Genomic DNA, 18,052 nt, shown 5'->3' with positions numbered 1-18,052 from the left:
GGAGCAGGCACTCTTTGTGTTCCCACGCAGGTTGTTTTTTATACTTACTGCTTTAGTACCTTAAGCACTTCGCGGTAGCCATCTTCAGTCTGCACTTCCAGCAGGTAAAGGCCGCCGGGGAGCGTATTGGCATCCCATTGCAGCTGCCAGGTACCTGGCTCGAGTTTACGCTGGCCAATAACCTGGCCAAGCTCGTTGCGAAGAATAGCAGTACCAGCTACCTGAGTAGCCTGCTCAAACTCCACCGTGAACTGGCTTTGTACCGGCGTAGGCCATACGGTAGCTCGCTGATGGATCGCCGGAGTTTCGGCTGTTGGCACATCGGGTACAGAGAAATACTGCTCAGAACCAGAAACTTCCACGTGGCTAAATGCTGCCATTGCAGGAGCGCCATTTTGGCTGGTTGCAAATAAGCCGACCTGAGCGCATTCACCCAACTCGAGGTATACCTGATGGAACAGTGACCAGAAACTGCCATCGCTGCTGTGGTAGGCGCGGATGTAATTACCAATCCGCTCCACGCGCAGCCAGTTGTCGTGAGGCGTGAAGAATGGTGTGTAGGATAGTTGGTCGCCCTCGTTGTAACGAGTGCCGTGGTAGATCACATCTATATTTTTCGAGGCGATCATGAACATTTTCGGGCTTGATTCTGAAGGGACATTCGCTGGACCTCCGTTGTTCCCACCTCCTTCTCCGTCACGGATCATAATGCCGCCAAAGCCATTGCTTACACCATCAAGACGAGCAGTAAGCATGCTGTTGCCGCATAAGGGTTGGTTGAGGAAAGCCACGTTATCGGTGGTTGCCCGGTGTCCCTGTCGCGAAGAAGTAGTAATGGTGATGTCACAGCCCAGCGAAAAGCTATCATTTTCGCCTTGGTCTCCGATGGAAGACTTCGTCCATTCCTCGTCAATTGGGTTAGGGCCGATGAAGAAAGGATAATCGGAAAGAATGTCTCCATCGTTATAGAAGTAGCCATCATTCACATGGTCACCGAACATTGGTCCGGGCCCTTCTTCAGGAGAGATTGGAATGTTATCTATAGATAAATCAATCGTTCCTTCATTTGACAGATAACCCTCATTGTAAATAGGGAACGGACCGTCAATATTGATTTCCGCACAATCTTTATTCTCGATCATTCCATCGTAGACAGTCACAAGAGAACCGTAGACAAGATAGTATTCTATTTGCTGTGGCTCTGGTTCTTCCGGAGAACCGAGGTTAAAGAAAAAGCCAATATCTACCAGGTTGTAATTTACAAACCGGCCATAATCTTCAGCATAGATGGCGCCATACAACTCGATTTCAGCGTCTGCCGCAACTTCAGGGTCTGGCGCTTCAGTTGGGTCAGGACCTTCCTCTAGTTCAGGAGCAGGCTCAACTGAACGATCACGAGGCGCTGGCAGCAAGTTTATTTCTCCATAGTTTTCAAAAGTGCCATCTGACTGCATGTAAATCATGTCAGAGAATACAAAGCCAATATTGATTTCTCCGTTTTGCGTGTTGGTGAAAATACCGTCGTCGACTTCTATGCCTTCACTATCAATATAGCTGATGTTAATCGTTCCATCATTGAGGAATTCGGTGTCATCATCATCCTGATCGATCGCATCTGATTCAACATACATGATTTCCAAGAGGCCCCGGTTGCGGAAAATAGCATCATTATCCATTTCGATGCCCTCATTATCTATTTCTGAAATGTAAAGGCTGCCACGATTGACAAAGAGTGCATCATCTTCCATGTCAATGCCATCTCCTTCCATATCAACGTGATGAATAGATAACTCTCCGCGGTTATAAACACGGGTGTCGTTATTCATTTCTATTCCATTTCCGGTATAGTCATCTTCACCGGGTGTGACGGATTTTTGATGTAATTATTAAGCTGCATACCGCATTCTCTTTTTCCAATATTGCTCATATCTGCCCGCAGACAGCTTGAGCGCACGGACGATAAGCATATCATCGGCATGCACATTAAGCCACCTCATGCCACTACCTCCCAAACGGGCTTTGATCAGCGTCTTGCACCCTGCCTCTACGGTGCCGGAACCGATAGGCAGCCCTTTTTCCTGCATTTGAAAATAATTCATCCGGTGCTGCTGGTTTTCCAGGTATACAACTTGCTGGCGGGCGATTTCGCGCCGCTTCTGCGTCTTGACACCCGCAGCCGCCTGACGCGCGCGCTCCACAACGAGGGCTGCGCCGCCCGGCTCGTTCAGCAGCGTACTCTTTTGCTGGCTTACCCACTGCGCACGTTTTTTGGAGGGCAGGGGCATTACTGCAGCCAGTTTGTAAAGCCGTTCAGTGACGTGGTAGTAGTCCGTTACCTGGTAGTCGGTTAACCGCTCCAGCTGTGTCCAGTTGTCGGGCGCCCCATCTGCAACCCCCACGTAAACCGGCCGTAGCCCAGCCTCTTCGAACTGTGCCTTAAGCCGCTCAGCCTCTTCTTCCAACAGATGGGTGAAAGCCCCTTTTTTCTCTTGCGCGCCAACCCCCAAGTAAATAGAGTGCAGCAACTTGCCCTCATGCCCGTAAAGGCTGATTACGCCGCACATCGCTTCCCGGTAGCCCGGTTTGCGCTTAGGCTTGCCAGGCAGGCCGTCAAGAAGGTGCACCATCGCACCGTCCCGGCTTATGCTCACTGAGCTGACCCCGCAAAGGCTTACCTCTTCCGGCATGGCGTAAGACCAGCGGCTTTCTACTTCTTTAGCGTGGCGGCTGATGCGCAGGCTCACATCACGCACAAGGTCTTTGCTCACTTCGACTTCATGGTGCTCCTTAAACCGGGCTGACACTTTCCTGGCTGAGCCCTCACAATAGTCGCTAGCCAGCAGCTTGGCCAGCCGTGGCGTCGATTTGCCTACTATGCCTGCCGTGCTGTCAGCTGGTACGTAGCTCACGCCGCCACAAACAGGCTGGTAGACGTGGCGCTTGACGCAGACTTTGCCGTAAGGTGTGGACATTAACTTTTTTTTCGCCCCTTGCTCGAAAGGCGCTGCCCTTTGTGGGTGATGGCAGTACCATCCGTATCGAAACGCTCGGCGGCAGCGCGCGTGGCGAGTTTACCTGCTTCGTTTAGGGCTAGCTGTATCGCTTCTTCCTGGCTCAGCATGCTGCCGTTAAGCTCCATATCAACCTCTATCGTGACCTTACCCCCATCTTGCTTTACTATTCGTGCGCTCATACCTTCTTTTTGCTTTAAGATACGTATCTTTCTGTACATCAAAAATCCGTCACACCCATCTTCACCGGTATGATGAATCTCCAGGGACCCCCAAATAACAAGGGTCGAGTAGTCATTCATATCAATGCCTTCTTCGTAAGAGTAAGCAACCGTTAACCCCCCCTCGCTTCGGATGAATAGAGTGGCGTCATCATCAAGTTGAATGGACATACATTCCGCGCCAGGTTCTGTAACCTGTACATAGGCATCACCACCAATTAGAACGTTGTCGTATTCATCAGGAACCTGATCATCTTCCCAGTTGTCCGGGTCTTCCCAGCGCCAGCCGTCTCCATCGCCGGTCCAGGCATTGGCCCCACTATCGGCAAGGGCGGTAAGGCTGCTACCTGCAAAAAATGCAAGCAGTAGCATAGTGTACATATTCGTCTTCATCAGAATTATAGATTTGAATTGGTTAGAAAATGCATATTTGGTAACCACTCTTACGATGTAAGCGTGGAAAAGTTACATTTTTGATTATCGGCTTTCGGATTGGAGGGAAAGAAATTTTATGGAGACGCAACAAATATATACTTTTTCTTTAAATGGGAAACACGTTTTCCGATAAATTATGACATAGTTTAGCTATTGAAAGTGGTGGTTGAGTTTTAGCTGGAGCCAGATAAAGCTTTAAATTTCCTAATTTCACGCGAAATCATTTTTAACCGTTTCCATTATTCTAAAGAATCATAAACATGCCCTACACCAACTTATTAATCGATGAGCAGGACGGTATTCTCATCCTCACGCTCAACCGCCCAAAAGCCATGAATGCCCTGAATACCAAGACCATGCTGGAGTTGCAGCACTTTTTTGCGGAGGACGCGCCGGCACGGGAAGGGCTCAAGGGGATTATCCTTACCGGTGCCGGGGAGAAAGCCTTTGTGGCAGGAGCTGACATTAAAGAGTTTCTGGCTTTGGATACCCAAAAAGGGCAGGATATGGCACAAAGAGGACAGGATGTCTTTTTTCTAATTGAGCGCTTCCACAAGCCCGTTATCGCCCTGGTCAATGGATTCGCGCTGGGCGGTGGATGCGAGCTTTCTATGGCTTGTCACTTGCGCATTGCTACGGAAAATGCCCGGTTCGGCCAGCCGGAAGTCAACCTCGGTATAATTCCCGGTTACGGTGGCACGCAGCGCCTGATCCAATATCTGGGTAAAACCAAAGCCACGGAACTTCTCCTCACCGGTGACATGATTACGGCCGATCAGGCGCTGGCCTGGGGGCTGGTTAATTATGTGCTGCCTGCCGGGGAAGCGATGGATAAAGCCAAAGCTATTATCGGTAAGATTGCGAAAAAAGGGCCCATCGCTATCGCCAAAACCATTGAAGCCATCAATGCGTATTTTCAGTATGATGAAGATGGCTTCGGCCGTGAGGTAAAAGCCTTTGGGCAGACGACTGGTACCGAAGACTTTAAAGAAGGTGCAGCTGCTTTTATTGAGAAACGAAGTGCCAACTTTAAAGGTAAATAAGCCAATCAGCTGCAACTGCAGCGCCTGCAGATTTGTATTGCCGACAGCAATTTAGTTGAGGCATTTTGCCGTGTGTATAACAAATTGCACAGCTATGCCGCTGCGACAAGTTGCTGGATCGTACTCCACGCTCCACTTTTACGATAGCACCGCAAATCCGCGATGGCTTGCGCCCCATCAACCGTCCAGCGTTGGCCGGATAATTTGAGCCGCTGCTGCAAGACACTACGATGAGCGGCCTCTACTGGTCCAGAGCCGATGAGCAGCCCTTCATCCCTGTAGGTTTTGTACTGCATACGGTCTTCATGCTCTTCGTAATAAGATAGCAGTTTCGCCTTAGCTTCCCGGGCTTCGTGATTTCTCGCTCTGAGGCAGCTTACGTTATCCACTACCTCGTGCACTCTATTGGCTGAGAGTACTTCACACTGGCCAGCCACCCAGGCTTTGCGTTTTTCATCTACTCTAAACTGATGTTTTGCAAAGAGCACCAGTTTTTCTTTGGCGTGATAGAAGTCTAATATTTGACGAGCCCCAGGGAAGTTGTCCTCGGCCCAACGCCATATCCATGGGGCTCCATCTCCCAAAATGACCTTTTTTTGATAGGGTACTAGATGGCGCTCCAGTTTAGGGAAAAACTGGTCGACACTGCCAAAATGGGACACATAGACGGATTGGCGTATTTGTCTGCGCTTGGCCGACAGTTGTACCACATCTTGGTGTTGAAATATGCGGCCGAGCTTAATTTCTTTCCAGCTCTTTTCCTCTCGTGTAGGGAGCATCATGCCATCCATCATCACATAAGTAGGCGCTTGCTCATCAGTAATTTCTAAACTGGGTATGGCCCCTTCCGCATCCGCGCTGACCAATGGGCCTACTAAACTGCCATAGTGCATACAGACACGCTGTATTTGCATACCAGATAAGTCTAGCCTAAGCAGTTCTTCCAGTGTCTCGCTAGCCTGCTCGTAAACACTGCCCTGTCCTAGCAGGCAGCACAGCTCCCGCAGGCGCTCACTGAGGGCAAAGCGTTTTGTGCCTTGGCATAGCACGTGGTTTTTAGACAGCGTAAGCTGCCCAAAACTTGTCAAGACTTTTTTTTAGCGTTGCGGCTCTTTGGCAGTGGCCCATCTTGTTGGGTAGCTACCTTTTGGGCAAATTGGCGGGCTAAATCTAAAACGCTATTCTCATAAGCTGACGATGAGGTCGCGTTGGCTTGAGATTGCAGAAAGTCGAGTAGCTCGGCACGCATGCCACTTAGTATCTCGTCGGCAACTTGTTCTAGCTCGCTCGGGGTGGGGGTTGGCTTCTTCATACTTTAAAGATAGCTAACTTGTGCAATTTGTTATACACACCATTTTGCCGGATAGCGAGCAAGTATTGCGAAATTTCGCTAATTTAATCCCGCTAAAGCCTTAACCAAATTGCACAGCCATGACTTTTGATTATATCATAGCAGGGGCGGGCTCCTCGGGTTGCCTGCTGGCCAACCGCCTGTCTGCACAGTCCAACCAACGGGTCCTCCTGCTGGAAGCCGGTGGTGAGGATAGCGATAAATCTATCCACATTCCACTGGCATTCAGCAAGCTTTTCCGGAGCGCCTTCGACTGGAATGATGATTCTGCTCCTCAGGTTCATATGAACAACCGGCGGATGTACCAGCCAAGGGGTAAGGTGCTGGGAGGCAGCAGCAGCATCAACGCCATGATTTACATTCGGGGCCATCGGGCAGATTATGACCAATGGGCGGCGCTGGGCAACAATGGATGGAGTTATGAAGATGTCCTACCTTACTTCAGGCGGTTTGAGCAGAACCTGGAGTTTGATGATGCTTACCACGGTACTTCCGGAGAGCTGACGGTGAGCCGGGGGCGTCACCACCACCGCTTAAGCAAGTTGTTGTTGCAGGCAGCAGCTGAAGCGGGCTATCCTTTGAATTCGGATTTTAATGGTGCTGTACAGGAAGGTTTTGGTTTCTATCAGGTTACACAAAGAGCAGGACAACGGTGCAGTGCGGCAAAAGCTTTTCTGGAGCCGGTACGTCATCGCAGCAACTTAACTGTAGCGACAACGGCAACGGCTCACCGGATCCTTTGGGAAGGCAAAAAGGCGGTTGGCCTGGAATACGAACAAGACCACCAACCGATAAAAGCCTATGCAAAACGGGAGGTCATCCTCTGTGCGGGCAGCTTTAACAGCCCTCAGCTCTTAATGCTCTCAGGCGTTGGCCCCGGGGAGGAATTGCAGAAGCAGGGCATAGAAGTCGTGCATCATCTGCCGGGGGTGGGGCAAAACCTGCAGGATCATTTGCTGGCAGGCTGTGTTTATCACACTCACCTGCAAAATACCCTCGACAGCGCAGAGCGTTTCCCGTGGTCCGTCAGGTACCTGTTGCAATATCTCCTTTGGAAGAAGGGGGTGCTGTCGTCCAACGTGGCGGAGTGCGGCGGTTTTCTCAGGAGCCAGCCTGAACTGCAAGCACCTGATTTGCAGTGGCACTTCTCTCCCGGCTATTTTCTGAGGCATGGTTTCGATAACCCGAAAACCGGAAATGGACTGGGCCTGGGGATGACGCTGATTTACCCTCACAGCCGTGGCAAAGTGCAGCTCAAAACGCCTGACCCCAAAGACAGGCCGGACATTGACCCTAACTACCTTGCAGATGAGCGCGATATACAGACCCTGATCAGAGGCTACCGCATCACAGAGCGAATTATGGCCCAACCGGCCTTTGCGCCTTACCTCAGGTCTCGTTTTATGCCACCGCCTGAGGTGGAGACGGAGCCTGCGGTGATCGACTATCTTCGTGAATGGGCTCAATCCCTTTACCATCCGGTAGGGACATGCAAAATGGGGCAGGATGAACTGGCGGTAGTGGATGAGCATTTGTCCGTCCGCGGCGTCCGAAACCTCAGGGTGGCAGATGCCAGTATTATGCCGGTTATAGTACGGGGCAATACGAATGCACCAGCTATGATGATTGCGGAGAAGGCAGCAGATATGATACAAAAAGCAATTACTTTCTGACACAAAACGAACATCGAAGTAGCTTGCTCGTTCCTTAATTGAAATCAGTCACGGGAAAACAACAGCATACGTTTCCCTCACTAAACCAAAAGCAGCACCATGAACAGCAGATACTTTTGTGTCGGAAGCTGGGCACTATTGTTATGCCTGGCAGTAAATACCCTAAGTGCCCAGGATTTTACTTCCCAGGGGAATTTTATGATGGGAGGTACAATTGGCTTTTCGACTGCCGATTCCAACGTCAAAATTGAGGCAGATGGAGCCTCTGTAGATAATGAGGGCACCCGGAGTACTCAATTTAATATCTCGCCCCGAATTGGTTACTTCGTCACAAATAACTTCGCGCTTGGTATCGGCATGGATTACACGCTCAACCGCCTGAGAGAGCCGGTCGACCTTTCTGATCCGCAAACGGATTATGAAACAGAATACGACAGTGACTTGCTTTTTGGTCCGTTTGGCAGGGTTTACTTCCCCATCGCTGAAGATAAAGCGTTTTTCCTACAGGGCAACTTTGGCTTTGGAAGTTCCCAGGACCGCATACGTGTGGGAGATGATCCTCAGACTACAAGTACGGATGTGCTGGCTGCCAGCTTTGGTCCGGGTTTTACCATATATAGTTCAGATGGTATTGGCATTGAAGCAATTGTCAAATACAACTGGGCGCGAAGCAATGCCAGTTTCGAATACCAAGGTACCCGCAACGAAACAACAACTTACACAAACCAGCTTGACTTCTCGATCGGTTTTCAGGTTTACTTCACACGCCTGCAGCGCGTAAATGCACCTGAGCCAGCAGTGGAACCTGCTGATGAGACTGATCCGGACAGCCGGTTTTATTAGAGCTTGTTGGGATTTTGCTTTTGGAGCGAACGTAGCCAAATTTTGTTCTGATCAAGGCGTGATGAGGGAACATAGCCTTAGCTACGTGACCGAAGAATAACGAAGAGCAGGACAAAATTTGGCAAGAGCAGCCCAAAGTGTAAAATCCAAATAAGCTCTTAATCCTCAATTGAAAACAATCAAAATCCAATTATTATGAAATCCATTGCAGTTTCAAAGATTTTCTTCGCCTTATTGCTGAGTTTCGGGCTGGTCGCCTGTGGTAGCGAAAGCAATGACACCATGGACGATGCTGAAGACTCGGTAGAAAATGCAGCGAATGACTTTGCTGACAATTTCCGGTCTGACAAGGAAGAAATGAGAGCTGAAATAGACCGTGCCCGTGAAGAGGTGAATGAAGAAATCGAAGAGCTGGAAAGCAATCTCGAAAATGCATCTGAAGATGCCAGAGCAGAGATGCAGGAAGAAATTGATGAACTCAAGGCCTGGAGCAACGATCTGGATCAAAAGTTCCGGAATCTTGGCAATGTAGCCAAAGATGGCTGGGATGACTTCAAAACAAATGTCAACTCTACTTTGGAAGAGATTGACCGCGAACTATCCGACAACGACTAATTTTTTTTAATCAAAACCAAATGATATGGGATCTACAAATGATAAAATCCGGGGTAACTGGAATGAGCTGAAGGGCAAACTTAAAGCCCAATACGGTGAGCTTACAGATGATGACCTTGCCTATCAGCAAGGAAAAGAAGATGAGCTTATCGGCCGCATTCAGAAAAGAATCGGTGAGAGCAAAGACGAGGTGAAGCGCATCATCGACAACCTCTAAGCATCTGTTGCACCGAATAGAAAATTATAGCGCTGCCGCCAGTACAACAACCTGGCGGCAGCGCTTTTTTTATTGGCTCACATAGTAATTCAGGTAGTTGCATTCCCGGATTGCCCGTTGGAAAAACCGGGTTGGCCGATATTGCTCTTCGAGCCGCTTGAAATAAGACAGATACCCCTGGACCTGCATTTTTCCCATCACCTGCTCAAAATTGGGCGTGGAACCTGACCAGTCGTCCATGATAAACTTATCGTACCAGTAATCTGCCTGGTCCATCTCCGCGAGCGATTTCACATAAAAGACTTTTTGCTGAGCTTTGGCAGCCATAAAGCATGCCTGAGCCGCACTTTCGGTATCCTGAGCATATTTCATGGCCTTATCATAAAAGCTCAATGCCACGCGGCAGTCGTAGAAACCCTCATAGGACACGCCGCTGCGGTAGTAGTTCATGATCTCGTAAGCCGGGCCAAAGTAAGTCATATTGTAGTAGGCATTGCCCAGCAGATAGTAATCGGTGGGGCTGTTGGTCTCCTGCGCGATCTGATAAATTTCTGCCAACTTGCGCACAAAAGTATTCCGGGTAAAGGAGGCAGCAGTGGAATAAGCGCAATGCACACAGTCATTAATGCTCATATTGAAGGGGTTTACCTTCAGCGGGAAGTCATACGAAGCCGGCAAGCTGTCAAACAAAGCTACGGCAGCCTCCAGTTGTTCAGGGTCACGCATCAGCAATCGCCCTTTAATATCCAAAACATCATAACGCACTGTGCTCAATGCCGCTTCCGGATTCCTTACAAAAGCAGACCAGGTGCTTTCATTGCCGGTGAAGTGCTTAAGGGCAAGCAGTTCCAGCTCACTGTGTGCAGGCTTGTTGATGAAAGCGAGAAGGCTGTCGACACCCGATTCTGTAGGGTCTGTTTTGGTGGAGCTAAGCACTTCCCGGGCGAGCAGGCGGGCCATAATGCTTTCGCCAGCATGTCGTTTGCGATAAGCAAGCAATTCCAGGATGAATTCCTGGTTATTTTGCTGGGTGGACCAATTGGCCATAGGGTCGGCAAAGAGCTCTACCAATTGAAGAGCAATGGTGTTTTCCTGCTCCTTTGACAAAGTTTCCTCCTGTCCCATCAGCTGAATGGCGAGCAGCAGTTCGCCCTGAATTCGTTGGTGTGGGCCATCCAGCGCTCCAGCCTGCTCCAGGGTGATTTGCGCAGTGGGTAGCCGGCCGAGCAACAGCTCAAGGTAGCCTTTAGCGAGTGCCCAGAAGCTGTCATCCCGGTTATTGTAGTAAGCCGTAGTGGCAAACCGGAGCAACTGTCCGGCATAATCTTCGTATTCCTCATTTTTAAGCAGGCTCTGTCCCTGGTCTACCCGCTGCATCAATTGCGCGATGGGCTGCTGACCGTAGTAGCTCAGGTTGTTGCTTTCCAGCTTGTTGATCTCCCTGGCCATCACGATGCGCAGCCATTCATGGTTGCCCATCAGGCCAAAAATAGACCGCATATCTTCCAGGCCCAACACTTCCTGCCGGGTCCCCCTGATAAAATGCATCAGCGCCTTCTCTTTCGGGTTTTGGCATTGCTTGTAGGTGGCAGCCCAGTCTTCCTCTGTGGAAATATTGAAGCTGTAGTAAGCACTGTGGCGGCGGCTAGGGGCTTGTTCAAAGACTTTCAGAAAGTGGTAATAGCCTTCACCGTTTGCACCGGTCTGCAGCAACAAGCCAGCGTAGTGGTCCATGGCCCAGTAACTGATCAGGTCTTTCTGTTTCAGGGGCGCAAAGTACTTTTTGTAAAACTGAATCGCTTCCTGTGCCTGACCGGTATAGCGGTACGCTTTTAGCAGTTGGAAAGCATAGCGGTTTTTCAGGAAGGGGAATTTTTCACGCTCGAGGGCTTCCTTCAGGCGCTGAATTAAATCCGCAGCAGCCTCCGGGCTGAGCTTTTCCTGCCCCTGATACCCCCAGGTGTCGGTGGGCCGGTTGGCCAGTGCTTCCATTTCCAGGGCGAGCAGCAAGTATTGTTTGGAGGCTTCCTGTCTGGGTATGGAGATGAGCGAGCCTTCAAAGAGCAGTGATTTCACCAGGACCTCCCGGCTAACATTTTCATACCCTTCAATCCAGCTGTCGTACAGCACTTTGCGGAGCGGTTCTTCCTTCAAAGGCTGCTCAAAAAACTGCTGCCAGCTCTGTAGGTTGGCATCCGGGTAGTCTGCCTCTGCCCAGATATGATAATAATCGTCTGCAGTATAGAAAGTAGGCTCATACTCATCACTGAACAGCCATTCCGGCACGAACAGGTTGAAATAATGGTACGAATCCTCATACGGGCCGCATGCGCTCAGGGATTGCACGCCCACACTAAGGAGTAGCGAGGCGGTCAGCCAAATGCTGTGGGAGGTTTTTCGGAAAAGCATTGGATAGGTTTTCGTCAAGGTGGTAAAAGAGAAGGTGCTCACAGTGGTTGTCAATCTGTTTTAGTTGATCGATGGCCGTCTCAAGGTCGGCTACCGTTGGCGCTTCGCAGCGTAGCTGATCGCCCCGGTTAAGATAATGATTCCCAAAATAGGCATTTTGCTGCATGCGGTACCGGTTGGGGCCGATTGCTGCTGCGGCTGCCAGCGTATCCAGCTTCTGGCAGGTGCCCTGATTGATAATGGCATGCAACTCACCAAGCCGGTAAGCCAGTACCCAGGAAAACATCGGCAGGGCATAATCCAGTGGCAAATCATATTGCATATCAGTTGTCAGGTAATTGGCAGCAGTTTGGGTATTGAGAATGCTGTTGGGTTCTTCAACGTTTTGCACATCTCCCATATTATAGTACATCAGCACCCCACGGTCCACCGGGGGCACACCAGTTTGCTCCGGATACCGCAACTGATGCAACCGGATAGTGGCGGTCAGTGTGTGGCCTTCTGCAAGCTGCCGGAACCGGTCTAAAAACCGGAAATAGGCCGCCTGAGTGGAGGGGCTCCAGTCACAGTCGAGCTGATAAACGGTAGGAGAGAGGTGGCCGGCAGTATTGATCTCTTGCAGGTATTTCCATACCCGTTCTGCCAGGTCTTCCGGATTGACAGCCGCCTGGAAGGTGCGATTGGTGATGAAAACACAAGGCACGATTTCAAAGTTCTTGTAGGTGGAGTCAGCAAACCGGACGGGGGCTTTGGGCACGGCCTGTCCGTTCTCGACATCCACATCAAGGTACTTGACGTAAAGGCGTTCCACCTTGTGTGCCTCCAGCCACTCCCGTTCAGTGGGGCTGAGTTTAAAAGCCGACTTCCAATAATAGAAGCTTACTGCCGGTGAGGCTGCTTCAGGCTGGCAGCCGGTCAGAAGGCTCGCGGTAAAAATAGTAATAAGCAAGAGGTAGTTTGAACTCATAGCAGTAACATAACGCAACCACGAGAAAGCGTTACAGGTTTTCCCAAAACGTCCAGCAATGTTCAAGGACCAGTTTGGGCATTTCGGTATGTGGGTAATGGCCGACTCCGGGCAGTAATTGAATGTCAGGGGTTCTGACGAGCTCTTTATAACGCATCGCCATATGCCTGCCGGAAATGGGGTCTGCTTCCCCAACGATGAGCCGGACCATGACCGGAGGCTCGAACATGGGCTTTACCCAGCGTTCCCGGTATTGCTCCCGCTCTTCCATATAACGGATGAGCAGGTGAAACACCCGCTGCCCGTTATTATAACGGATGAGCGACCACCACTCGTCTATTTCACGGGCGGATGGCCGGGTGTTGGGGCCAAATATTTTATCAAAATTCCGCTTTAGGGTATTCCTGGATAAAAATGGTGTGAGCCACTGTCCAATAGGGCTCAGCAGTAGCTTTTGAATAGGCCGGGGCTGATGGGTTTCGGGAAACAGTCCGCCATTGAGCAATATAATGGATTGTATCTTCAGGGGCGCATCGCTTCCCGACTCCCGTGCGAGCAATTCCTGAGCCACGGTGTCTCCGTAGTCGTGGGCAAGCAGGTGGTATTGGGTGACGCCGATGGAATCCAGCAGTGCCTCCACCAGGTCTGCCTGCTCTGAGATTTCGTAGTCATAATCTGTAGGCTTGTCTGAGTACCCAAAACCCAGGAAATCGGGAGCTATGAGGTGGTATTCCAGCGCTAGTTCCTCCCAGAGCGCCCGCCAGTCCCAGCTTGAGGTGGGGAAACCATGCAGCAAGACCAGGGTACGGGGCTTTTCCGTACTGGCTTCCTGGTAGAATATCCGGTAATCATCAAATTGGAAGTACTGTCCGGATTCGTACCAATCTTTCAACTGGAGCATGGGGAAAATAGGTTTGGGAAGGAAAACCGGGCGTAGCTATGCTCGGTTAGAATGCGCTACGCCCGGCTGGAAAGCAATTTATTCTTCATCATCTTCCTGCAGGTACACGTCGATAGCGATGTCCTGGCCAGTTTCCTGGTTCTTGCCCAGGCGGAATTCCACCCGGTCGTTGACCAGCAAGTCATTGAAATCACAGTTCTGTACTTCAGAATGGTGGAAGAACAGATTATTAGGTGGGTAAGCAATGAAGCCAAACCCTTCCTTAAGGGATAGTATGGTGCTGGAGTGATAGGCTCCGTCCTGAGTGATCATTACTTCTGTGACAGGTTCCTCTTCTTTTTCAGGCTGTTCCTTGTAGCTGTGATGATTATCTCCCCGATAATCCTTTTTGGTGTAATGGTCCGTTTTGGGGACAAAAAGGTTATTGACAATATGAGAGTCCCGGGTCACCCGGTTATCAATGATCTCATGCATTGCCAGAGGGTAGGTCACCTCCTCCAGCAAATCCTGTGAAGTACGGGTAGCTCTTTGGTTGCCGTAGTCATCGGTATACTCGAAGTCCCACGAGAGCACCATTACTCTTGTGCCCCGGGAATTGACCTTACGGATGAGGGGTACGTAGTCGCTGTCGGAAGCAATGAGCACCAGTACATCGAACTGCTTGTAGAAGACCTGCTCGAAAGCCTCGAGCGCCAGCAGCACATCTATGCCTTTCTCCGCCTTCCGCCCATAGTTGTTGTTGCGCAGGGGCAAATAGTGTGTGGTGACGCCTTCAGACATGAGGATGTCGTCAAAGACACGCTCGTAATACAGCTGCTTGCCTTTATGGCTCACCTCGGAAGCGCTCAGCCGGCCTCTGAAATAGTGCGCGTCAACAATCTGGCAGTGATTAACATTAGTCCCGTCTCCTTCGAGTTCTGCAACTTTATGGCGAATAAATTCGTGCAGCCCCTTAATGCTGATTCGGGTCTTGCGTTCGTGTACATAATTGTAGAAATTACTGACATGGTAGAAGTAATTTCCATCGTAAAAAACGCCAATCTTAATGAGTGGTATCCCGTTGGTATTTGTCATTTACTATTGAAGTGTTTTATCTTTTTCTGAATCTATATACTTGTAAAAAGTTGGTTGTTTGGAAGTTATCGTATAGGTGTATGGTTGGGAAATGAAATAGCTGGGAGAATATAAGGCACAATTTTTCTTTTGTATCCGCGAAAGTACGGAAAAATACGTACGATTGAGCTTTGTATCAGGAAAGAAACACCTTTAGATACGGGAGGTTCAATCCTGGCAGACAACAAAAAGCAGAATTAATTGTAGTTTTGAAGAGCGCGTTCTATATTAGAACAGCATTTCACTAACCTATGTACTAAAATGAGTAGAAAGAAAGGTTTTTTCCAATCGCGTAATCCTGTCATGAGTGAAAAGGCTTTCCAGAAAGCCTCCAATCAGGTCCTCGATGCTGATATGACACAGGCAGGCACTCAAACAGACCGGATGACAGTATCCGGTGCGGTCAACAAATCTTTATTATTGGGCGCATTGATGGTCGCAACGGCCGTACTCAGCTACGCTGCGGCTAACCCCCTGCTAATGTGGGGTGGTGCCATAGGCGGTCTGATCGTGGTGTTGATTGCCACTTTCAAGCTGGAGTATTCCCCGATTCTTGCCCCTATTTATGCAGCCCTTGAGGGCCTCTTTGTTGGTGGTATTTCAGCAGTATACGCCAGTGCCTTCGATGGCATCATTTTTCAGGCAGTTACCCTGACCAGTGCTGTGTTTTTCCTGATGTTGTTTTTCTATAAGACAGGCATCATCAAAGTGACTCAAAAGCTGCGTAGTGGCATCATCATGGCTACGGGCGCTATTTTTGTGGTCTATATGCTGAATTTCGTTCTCAGCTTCTTTGGGATTAATCTGCCTTATCTTCATGATGGAGGTATGATTGGTATCGGTATCAGCCTGCTCATTATTGGCGTAGCCGCCATGAATCTTCTGCTGGATTTCGACAATTTTGATAAGGGAGAGCAGTACGGTGCCCCAGCTTACATGGAGTGGTTTTCTGCCATGGGGCTGCTGATTACGCTGGTCTGGCTTTACATTGAAATCCTGAGGCTGATTGCCATTTTCTCATCGAATGATTAAAGCTAAAGCCTGAGGCAATGAATAGGAGGGTGGGCTTATGTTAGTCCGGCTGTCCTAAGCATGGAAACGTGGGTAGCGTGATGGCTTCCCACGTTTTTTTTGACACTTTTTAGAGATAGGTATGAAACGAGAGGAACGAAGCGCATTAAAATCGAAGATTGAAGCCGCAATTGTTAAAACTACTGCCGAATTGGAGCGGTTGGAAGAGGCGACTAAGCCTATTGCCCCTGAAAATGCTATAGGGAGAGTCAGCCGGATGGATGCCATCAACAACAAAGGCGTCTCTGAAGCGGCCTTACGCTCAGCAAGGCGGAAACTGACCAACCTTAAAATTGCACTAACGAAAATTGATGCGGAAAACTTTGGTATTTGCGCCCGTTGTAAGCGCCCGATTGCGCCTGCCCGCCTCATGTATATGCCAGAGAGTACCGAATGCGTCAGATGCGCAGACCGGTAAAAAAAAACAGGGTCACTGTACCGAAGTACAGCACCCTGTATAACCCCAAAAAACCAAATGAAAACAATCTACATATATCTTGGATTCTCTTACTTGGAAGTAAGAGCTGTTTGATCCCTGAAATTTACGTGTAATAAACGAAATTATTTTTACTTTCAGTCTAGGAATGAAGCCAGTTGTCTACCAGGCTACATTTTTATCGAAGTTACAAATTTCGCTCAGTAAAAGGTTAAGTTATCTTTGATAGTGTAAATGTAGTGAAAAAATAATTTTTTTTAAAAACACCATCTCAATTTTAGGCAACTCTTGTTTTCTACAACTCTATCTTAGCGCCTGAATTTGAACACTTAACATCAAAAATAGAAAAAGGTTGGCGAAGGTCAAAAAAATTTTTGCTTGCAGTAATTGTGGCGCCACTTCACCAAAGTGGATTGGGAAATGCCCACATTGTGGAGAATGGAATACTTACATCGAGGAAGTGATTTCCAGAGATACCGTAACGGAATCAAAGGACAAAAGCTGGCGGACTCAGGAAAAAGCATCAAAGAGCAAGCCCGTGCCACTGCCGGAAATAAAGGCCGGAGAAACTACCCGGCTCACTACACCGGATGCCGAGCTCAACCGGGTGCTTGGAGGAGGTATTGTGCCTGGTTCTCTTGTGCTTATCGGAGGGCAGCCAGGTATTGGTAAGTCCACGCTGCTTCTGCAGTTGGCACTGCATGTGCCGTTCACCATATTATACATATCCGGAGAAGAAAGTGACGAGCAAATCAAAATGCGCGCGGACCGGATCGGAGGGGAAGCGAAGAACTGCTACATCCTGTCGGAGACCAATACGAGCAAGATTCTGAAGCATGCCCAAAACCTGCGCCCCTCTTTGGTGATCATTGACTCTATCCAAACTCTGTCCAGCCCGCATATCGATTCTATGCCGGGAAGTGTGTCTCAGGTTCGGGAGTGTGCCGGTGAGCTGCAGCGGTTTGCAAAAGAGGAGCATATCCCCGTTTTTATCATTGGGCATATTACTAAGGAAGGTTCTATTGCCGGGCCTAAGCTTTTGGAGCATATTGTGGACGCCGTACTTCAGTTTGAGGGCGACCGAAACTATACCTACCGCATTCTTCGCACCATCAAAAACCGATTCGGGAGCACTGATGAACTGGGGATTTATGAGATGCAGGCCAGCGGGCTTCGCGAAGTCTCCAACCCTTCCGAGCTCTTACTTTCCCAAAAAGATGAAGACCTGAGCGGCAGTGCCGTGGCCGCTACTATAGAAGGCCTGCGCCCCATGCTGATTGAAACACAGGCGTTGGTGAGCACTTCGGTATACAGCGCACCTCAACGCTCGGCTACCGGCTTTGACCTTAGGCGTTTGGGAATGCTGCTGGCTGTCCTGGAGAAGCGGGCGGGGTTGTTCTTTGCCCAAAACGATGTTTTCCTGAATATCGCAGGAGGCATACGGGTGGACGATCCGGCCATTGATTTATCTATCGTCGCTGCACTGATTTCTTCTTTAGAGGACGTTGCGATCCCCACCGATGTATGCTTTGCGGGCGAGGTGGGGCTTTCCGGGGAGATACGGACCGTCAACCGGGTAGAGCAACGTATTCAGGAAGCCAACCGGCTGGGCTTTAAGGAAATCTACATCTCAAAGTACAATACCAAAGGGTTGGACACCGGGCGGTATGATATTGAAGTGAAAGCCGTGTCTAAAGTGCAGGAGCTATACTATGCCCTGTTTAAGTAAAAAACTCTGCTTTGGCA

Annotated in this window: 17 protein-coding genes; 8 read left to right on the top strand and 9 right to left on the bottom strand. The window is 49.5% G+C overall.

The annotated features are described in order from the left end of the window. Positions 1-44: 44 nt before the first annotated feature. From ACO08I_RS09065 to ACO08I_RS09055, 3 genes are read right to left on the bottom strand one after another with little or no spacing between them, the layout of a single operon-like run. A complete protein-coding gene (locus ACO08I_RS09065) occupies positions 45-1,826 on the bottom strand; it encodes a hypothetical protein (protein ID WP_421949116.1) in 1,782 nt (593 codons plus the stop codon). 60 nt (positions 1,827-1,886) lie between these two features. Then, positions 1,887-2,972 (bottom strand): hypothetical protein, encoded by a 1,086-nt coding sequence (locus tag ACO08I_RS09060; protein ID WP_421947395.1) that lies wholly within the window; start codon positions 2,970-2,972, stop codon positions 1,887-1,889. Beyond that, complete coding sequence (locus ACO08I_RS09055; protein WP_421949115.1) at positions 2,972-3,625, bottom strand: hypothetical protein; 654 nt, start codon at positions 3,623-3,625, stop codon at positions 2,972-2,974. The genes ACO08I_RS09060 and ACO08I_RS09055 overlap by 1 nt, the downstream gene beginning before the upstream one ends. Positions 3,626-3,927: 302 nt before the next feature. On the opposite strand from ACO08I_RS09055, the gene ACO08I_RS09050 reads away from it, so the two are divergent. Continuing rightward, positions 3,928-4,710 (top strand): enoyl-CoA hydratase/isomerase family protein, encoded by a 783-nt coding sequence (locus ACO08I_RS09050; RefSeq protein WP_421949114.1) that lies wholly within the window; start codon positions 3,928-3,930, stop codon positions 4,708-4,710. A gap of 92 nt (positions 4,711-4,802) precedes the next feature. Here ACO08I_RS09050 and ACO08I_RS09045 read toward each other — a convergent pair whose 3' ends face one another. Beyond that, on the bottom strand, positions 4,803-5,798 hold the full coding sequence (locus ACO08I_RS09045) for a UPF0236 family transposase-like protein (RefSeq protein WP_081969018.1): 996 nt from the start codon (positions 5,796-5,798) through the stop codon (positions 4,803-4,805). Next, complete coding sequence (locus ACO08I_RS09040; protein WP_044220747.1) at positions 5,795-6,022, bottom strand: hypothetical protein; 228 nt, start codon at positions 6,020-6,022, stop codon at positions 5,795-5,797. Before ACO08I_RS09040 ends, ACO08I_RS09045 begins: the two co-directional genes overlap by 4 nt. Before the next feature lie 119 nt (positions 6,023-6,141). Between ACO08I_RS09040 and ACO08I_RS09035 the strand changes: the two genes are divergently transcribed. From ACO08I_RS09035 to ACO08I_RS09020, 4 genes are all read left to right on the top strand, one after another. Next, positions 6,142-7,734, top strand: coding sequence for a GMC family oxidoreductase (locus ACO08I_RS09035; RefSeq protein WP_421949113.1), 1,593 nt, complete (start codon positions 6,142-6,144; stop codon positions 7,732-7,734). Between the two features lie 99 nt (positions 7,735-7,833). Beyond that, positions 7,834-8,577, top strand: a complete 744-nt coding sequence (locus ACO08I_RS09030; RefSeq protein ID WP_282775541.1) for an outer membrane beta-barrel protein — start codon at positions 7,834-7,836, stop codon at positions 8,575-8,577. 195 nt (positions 8,578-8,772) lie between these two features. Next, positions 8,773-9,192: a hypothetical protein gene (locus ACO08I_RS09025; protein WP_044222685.1), complete on the top strand. Its 420-nt coding sequence runs from the start codon at positions 8,773-8,775 to the stop codon at positions 9,190-9,192. Between the two features lie 25 nt (positions 9,193-9,217). Beyond that, on the top strand, positions 9,218-9,409 hold the full coding sequence (locus ACO08I_RS09020) for a CsbD family protein (protein WP_044222688.1): 192 nt from the start codon (positions 9,218-9,220) through the stop codon (positions 9,407-9,409). Between the two features lie 69 nt (positions 9,410-9,478). On the opposite strand, the gene ACO08I_RS09015 is transcribed toward ACO08I_RS09020, so the two are convergent. The 4 genes from ACO08I_RS09015 to ACO08I_RS09000 all read right to left on the bottom strand — a co-directional run bounded on the left by ACO08I_RS09015 (position 9,479) and on the right by ACO08I_RS09000 (position 14,760). Further along, complete coding sequence (locus tag ACO08I_RS09015; RefSeq protein WP_421949112.1) at positions 9,479-11,818, bottom strand: hypothetical protein; 2,340 nt, start codon at positions 11,816-11,818, stop codon at positions 9,479-9,481. Next, positions 11,763-12,785: a hypothetical protein gene (locus tag ACO08I_RS09010; protein WP_421949111.1), complete on the bottom strand. Its 1,023-nt coding sequence runs from the start codon at positions 12,783-12,785 to the stop codon at positions 11,763-11,765. The genes ACO08I_RS09015 and ACO08I_RS09010 overlap by 56 nt, the downstream gene beginning before the upstream one ends. Positions 12,786-12,816: 31 nt before the next feature. Beyond that, positions 12,817-13,686 carry an alpha/beta fold hydrolase gene (locus ACO08I_RS09005; protein WP_282780228.1) on the bottom strand — a complete coding sequence of 290 codons (870 nt, stop codon included), beginning with the start codon at positions 13,684-13,686 and terminating at the stop codon, positions 12,817-12,819. A gap of 78 nt (positions 13,687-13,764) precedes the next feature. Continuing rightward, complete coding sequence (locus ACO08I_RS09000) at positions 13,765-14,760, bottom strand: NYN domain-containing protein (protein WP_044222701.1); 996 nt, start codon at positions 14,758-14,760, stop codon at positions 13,765-13,767. Positions 14,761-15,060: 300 nt separating this feature from the next. Between ACO08I_RS09000 and ACO08I_RS08995 the strand changes: the two genes are divergently transcribed. From ACO08I_RS08995 to radA, 3 genes are all read left to right on the top strand, one after another. Further along, positions 15,061-15,831 carry a Bax inhibitor-1/YccA family protein gene (locus ACO08I_RS08995; protein ID WP_052516048.1) on the top strand — a complete coding sequence of 257 codons (771 nt, stop codon included), beginning with the start codon at positions 15,061-15,063 and terminating at the stop codon, positions 15,829-15,831. A 121-nt stretch (positions 15,832-15,952) separates the two neighbouring features. After that, on the top strand, positions 15,953-16,288 hold the full coding sequence (locus ACO08I_RS08990; protein WP_421949110.1) for a TraR/DksA family transcriptional regulator: 336 nt from the start codon (positions 15,953-15,955) through the stop codon (positions 16,286-16,288). Positions 16,289-16,658: 370 nt separating this feature from the next. Next, positions 16,659-18,035, top strand: a complete 1,377-nt coding sequence (gene radA, locus ACO08I_RS08985; protein WP_282780232.1) for a DNA repair protein RadA — start codon at positions 16,659-16,661, stop codon at positions 18,033-18,035. Positions 18,036-18,052: the final 17 nt, after the last annotated feature.

The sequence above is a fragment of the Phaeodactylibacter xiamenensis genome, assembly GCF_965229835.1.
GTDB classification, from domain to species: Bacteria; Bacteroidota; Bacteroidia; order Chitinophagales; family Saprospiraceae; genus Phaeodactylibacter; species Phaeodactylibacter xiamenensis.
This window is presented reverse-complemented; position numbering and strand designations above follow the sequence as displayed.

What these genes read in the sequence shown, in the direction of transcription:
- ACO08I_RS09065 (WP_421949116.1), bottom strand. Translation starts at nt 1,826, where the DNA reads ATGAATAACGACACCCGTGTTTATAACCGCGGAGAGTTATCTATTCAT.
- ACO08I_RS09060 (WP_421947395.1), bottom strand. Translation starts at nt 2,972, where the DNA reads ATGTCCACACCTTACGGCAAAGTCTGCGTCAAGCGCCACGTCTACCAG.
- ACO08I_RS09055 (WP_421949115.1), bottom strand. Translation starts at nt 3,625, where the DNA reads ATGAAGACGAATATGTACACTATGCTACTGCTTGCATTTTTTGCAGGT.
- ACO08I_RS09050 (WP_421949114.1), top strand. Translation starts at nt 3,928, where the DNA reads ATGCCCTACACCAACTTATTAATCGATGAGCAGGACGGTATTCTCATC.
- ACO08I_RS09040 (WP_044220747.1), bottom strand. Translation starts at nt 6,022, where the DNA reads ATGAAGAAGCCAACCCCCACCCCGAGCGAGCTAGAACAAGTTGCCGAC.
- ACO08I_RS09035 (WP_421949113.1), top strand. Translation starts at nt 6,142, where the DNA reads ATGACTTTTGATTATATCATAGCAGGGGCGGGCTCCTCGGGTTGCCTG.
- ACO08I_RS09030 (WP_282775541.1), top strand. Translation starts at nt 7,834, where the DNA reads ATGAACAGCAGATACTTTTGTGTCGGAAGCTGGGCACTATTGTTATGC.
- ACO08I_RS09025 (WP_044222685.1), top strand. Translation starts at nt 8,773, where the DNA reads ATGAAATCCATTGCAGTTTCAAAGATTTTCTTCGCCTTATTGCTGAGT.
- ACO08I_RS09020 (WP_044222688.1), top strand. Translation starts at nt 9,218, where the DNA reads ATGGGATCTACAAATGATAAAATCCGGGGTAACTGGAATGAGCTGAAG.
- ACO08I_RS09015 (WP_421949112.1), bottom strand. Translation starts at nt 11,818, where the DNA reads ATGCTTTTCCGAAAAACCTCCCACAGCATTTGGCTGACCGCCTCGCTA.
- ACO08I_RS09010 (WP_421949111.1), bottom strand. Translation starts at nt 12,785, where the DNA reads ATGAGTTCAAACTACCTCTTGCTTATTACTATTTTTACCGCGAGCCTT.
- ACO08I_RS09005 (WP_282780228.1), bottom strand. Translation starts at nt 13,686, where the DNA reads ATGCTCCAGTTGAAAGATTGGTACGAATCCGGACAGTACTTCCAATTT.
- ACO08I_RS09000 (WP_044222701.1), bottom strand. Translation starts at nt 14,760, where the DNA reads ATGACAAATACCAACGGGATACCACTCATTAAGATTGGCGTTTTTTAC.
- ACO08I_RS08995 (WP_052516048.1), top strand. Translation starts at nt 15,061, where the DNA reads ATGAGTAGAAAGAAAGGTTTTTTCCAATCGCGTAATCCTGTCATGAGT.
- ACO08I_RS08990 (WP_421949110.1), top strand. Translation starts at nt 15,953, where the DNA reads ATGAAACGAGAGGAACGAAGCGCATTAAAATCGAAGATTGAAGCCGCA.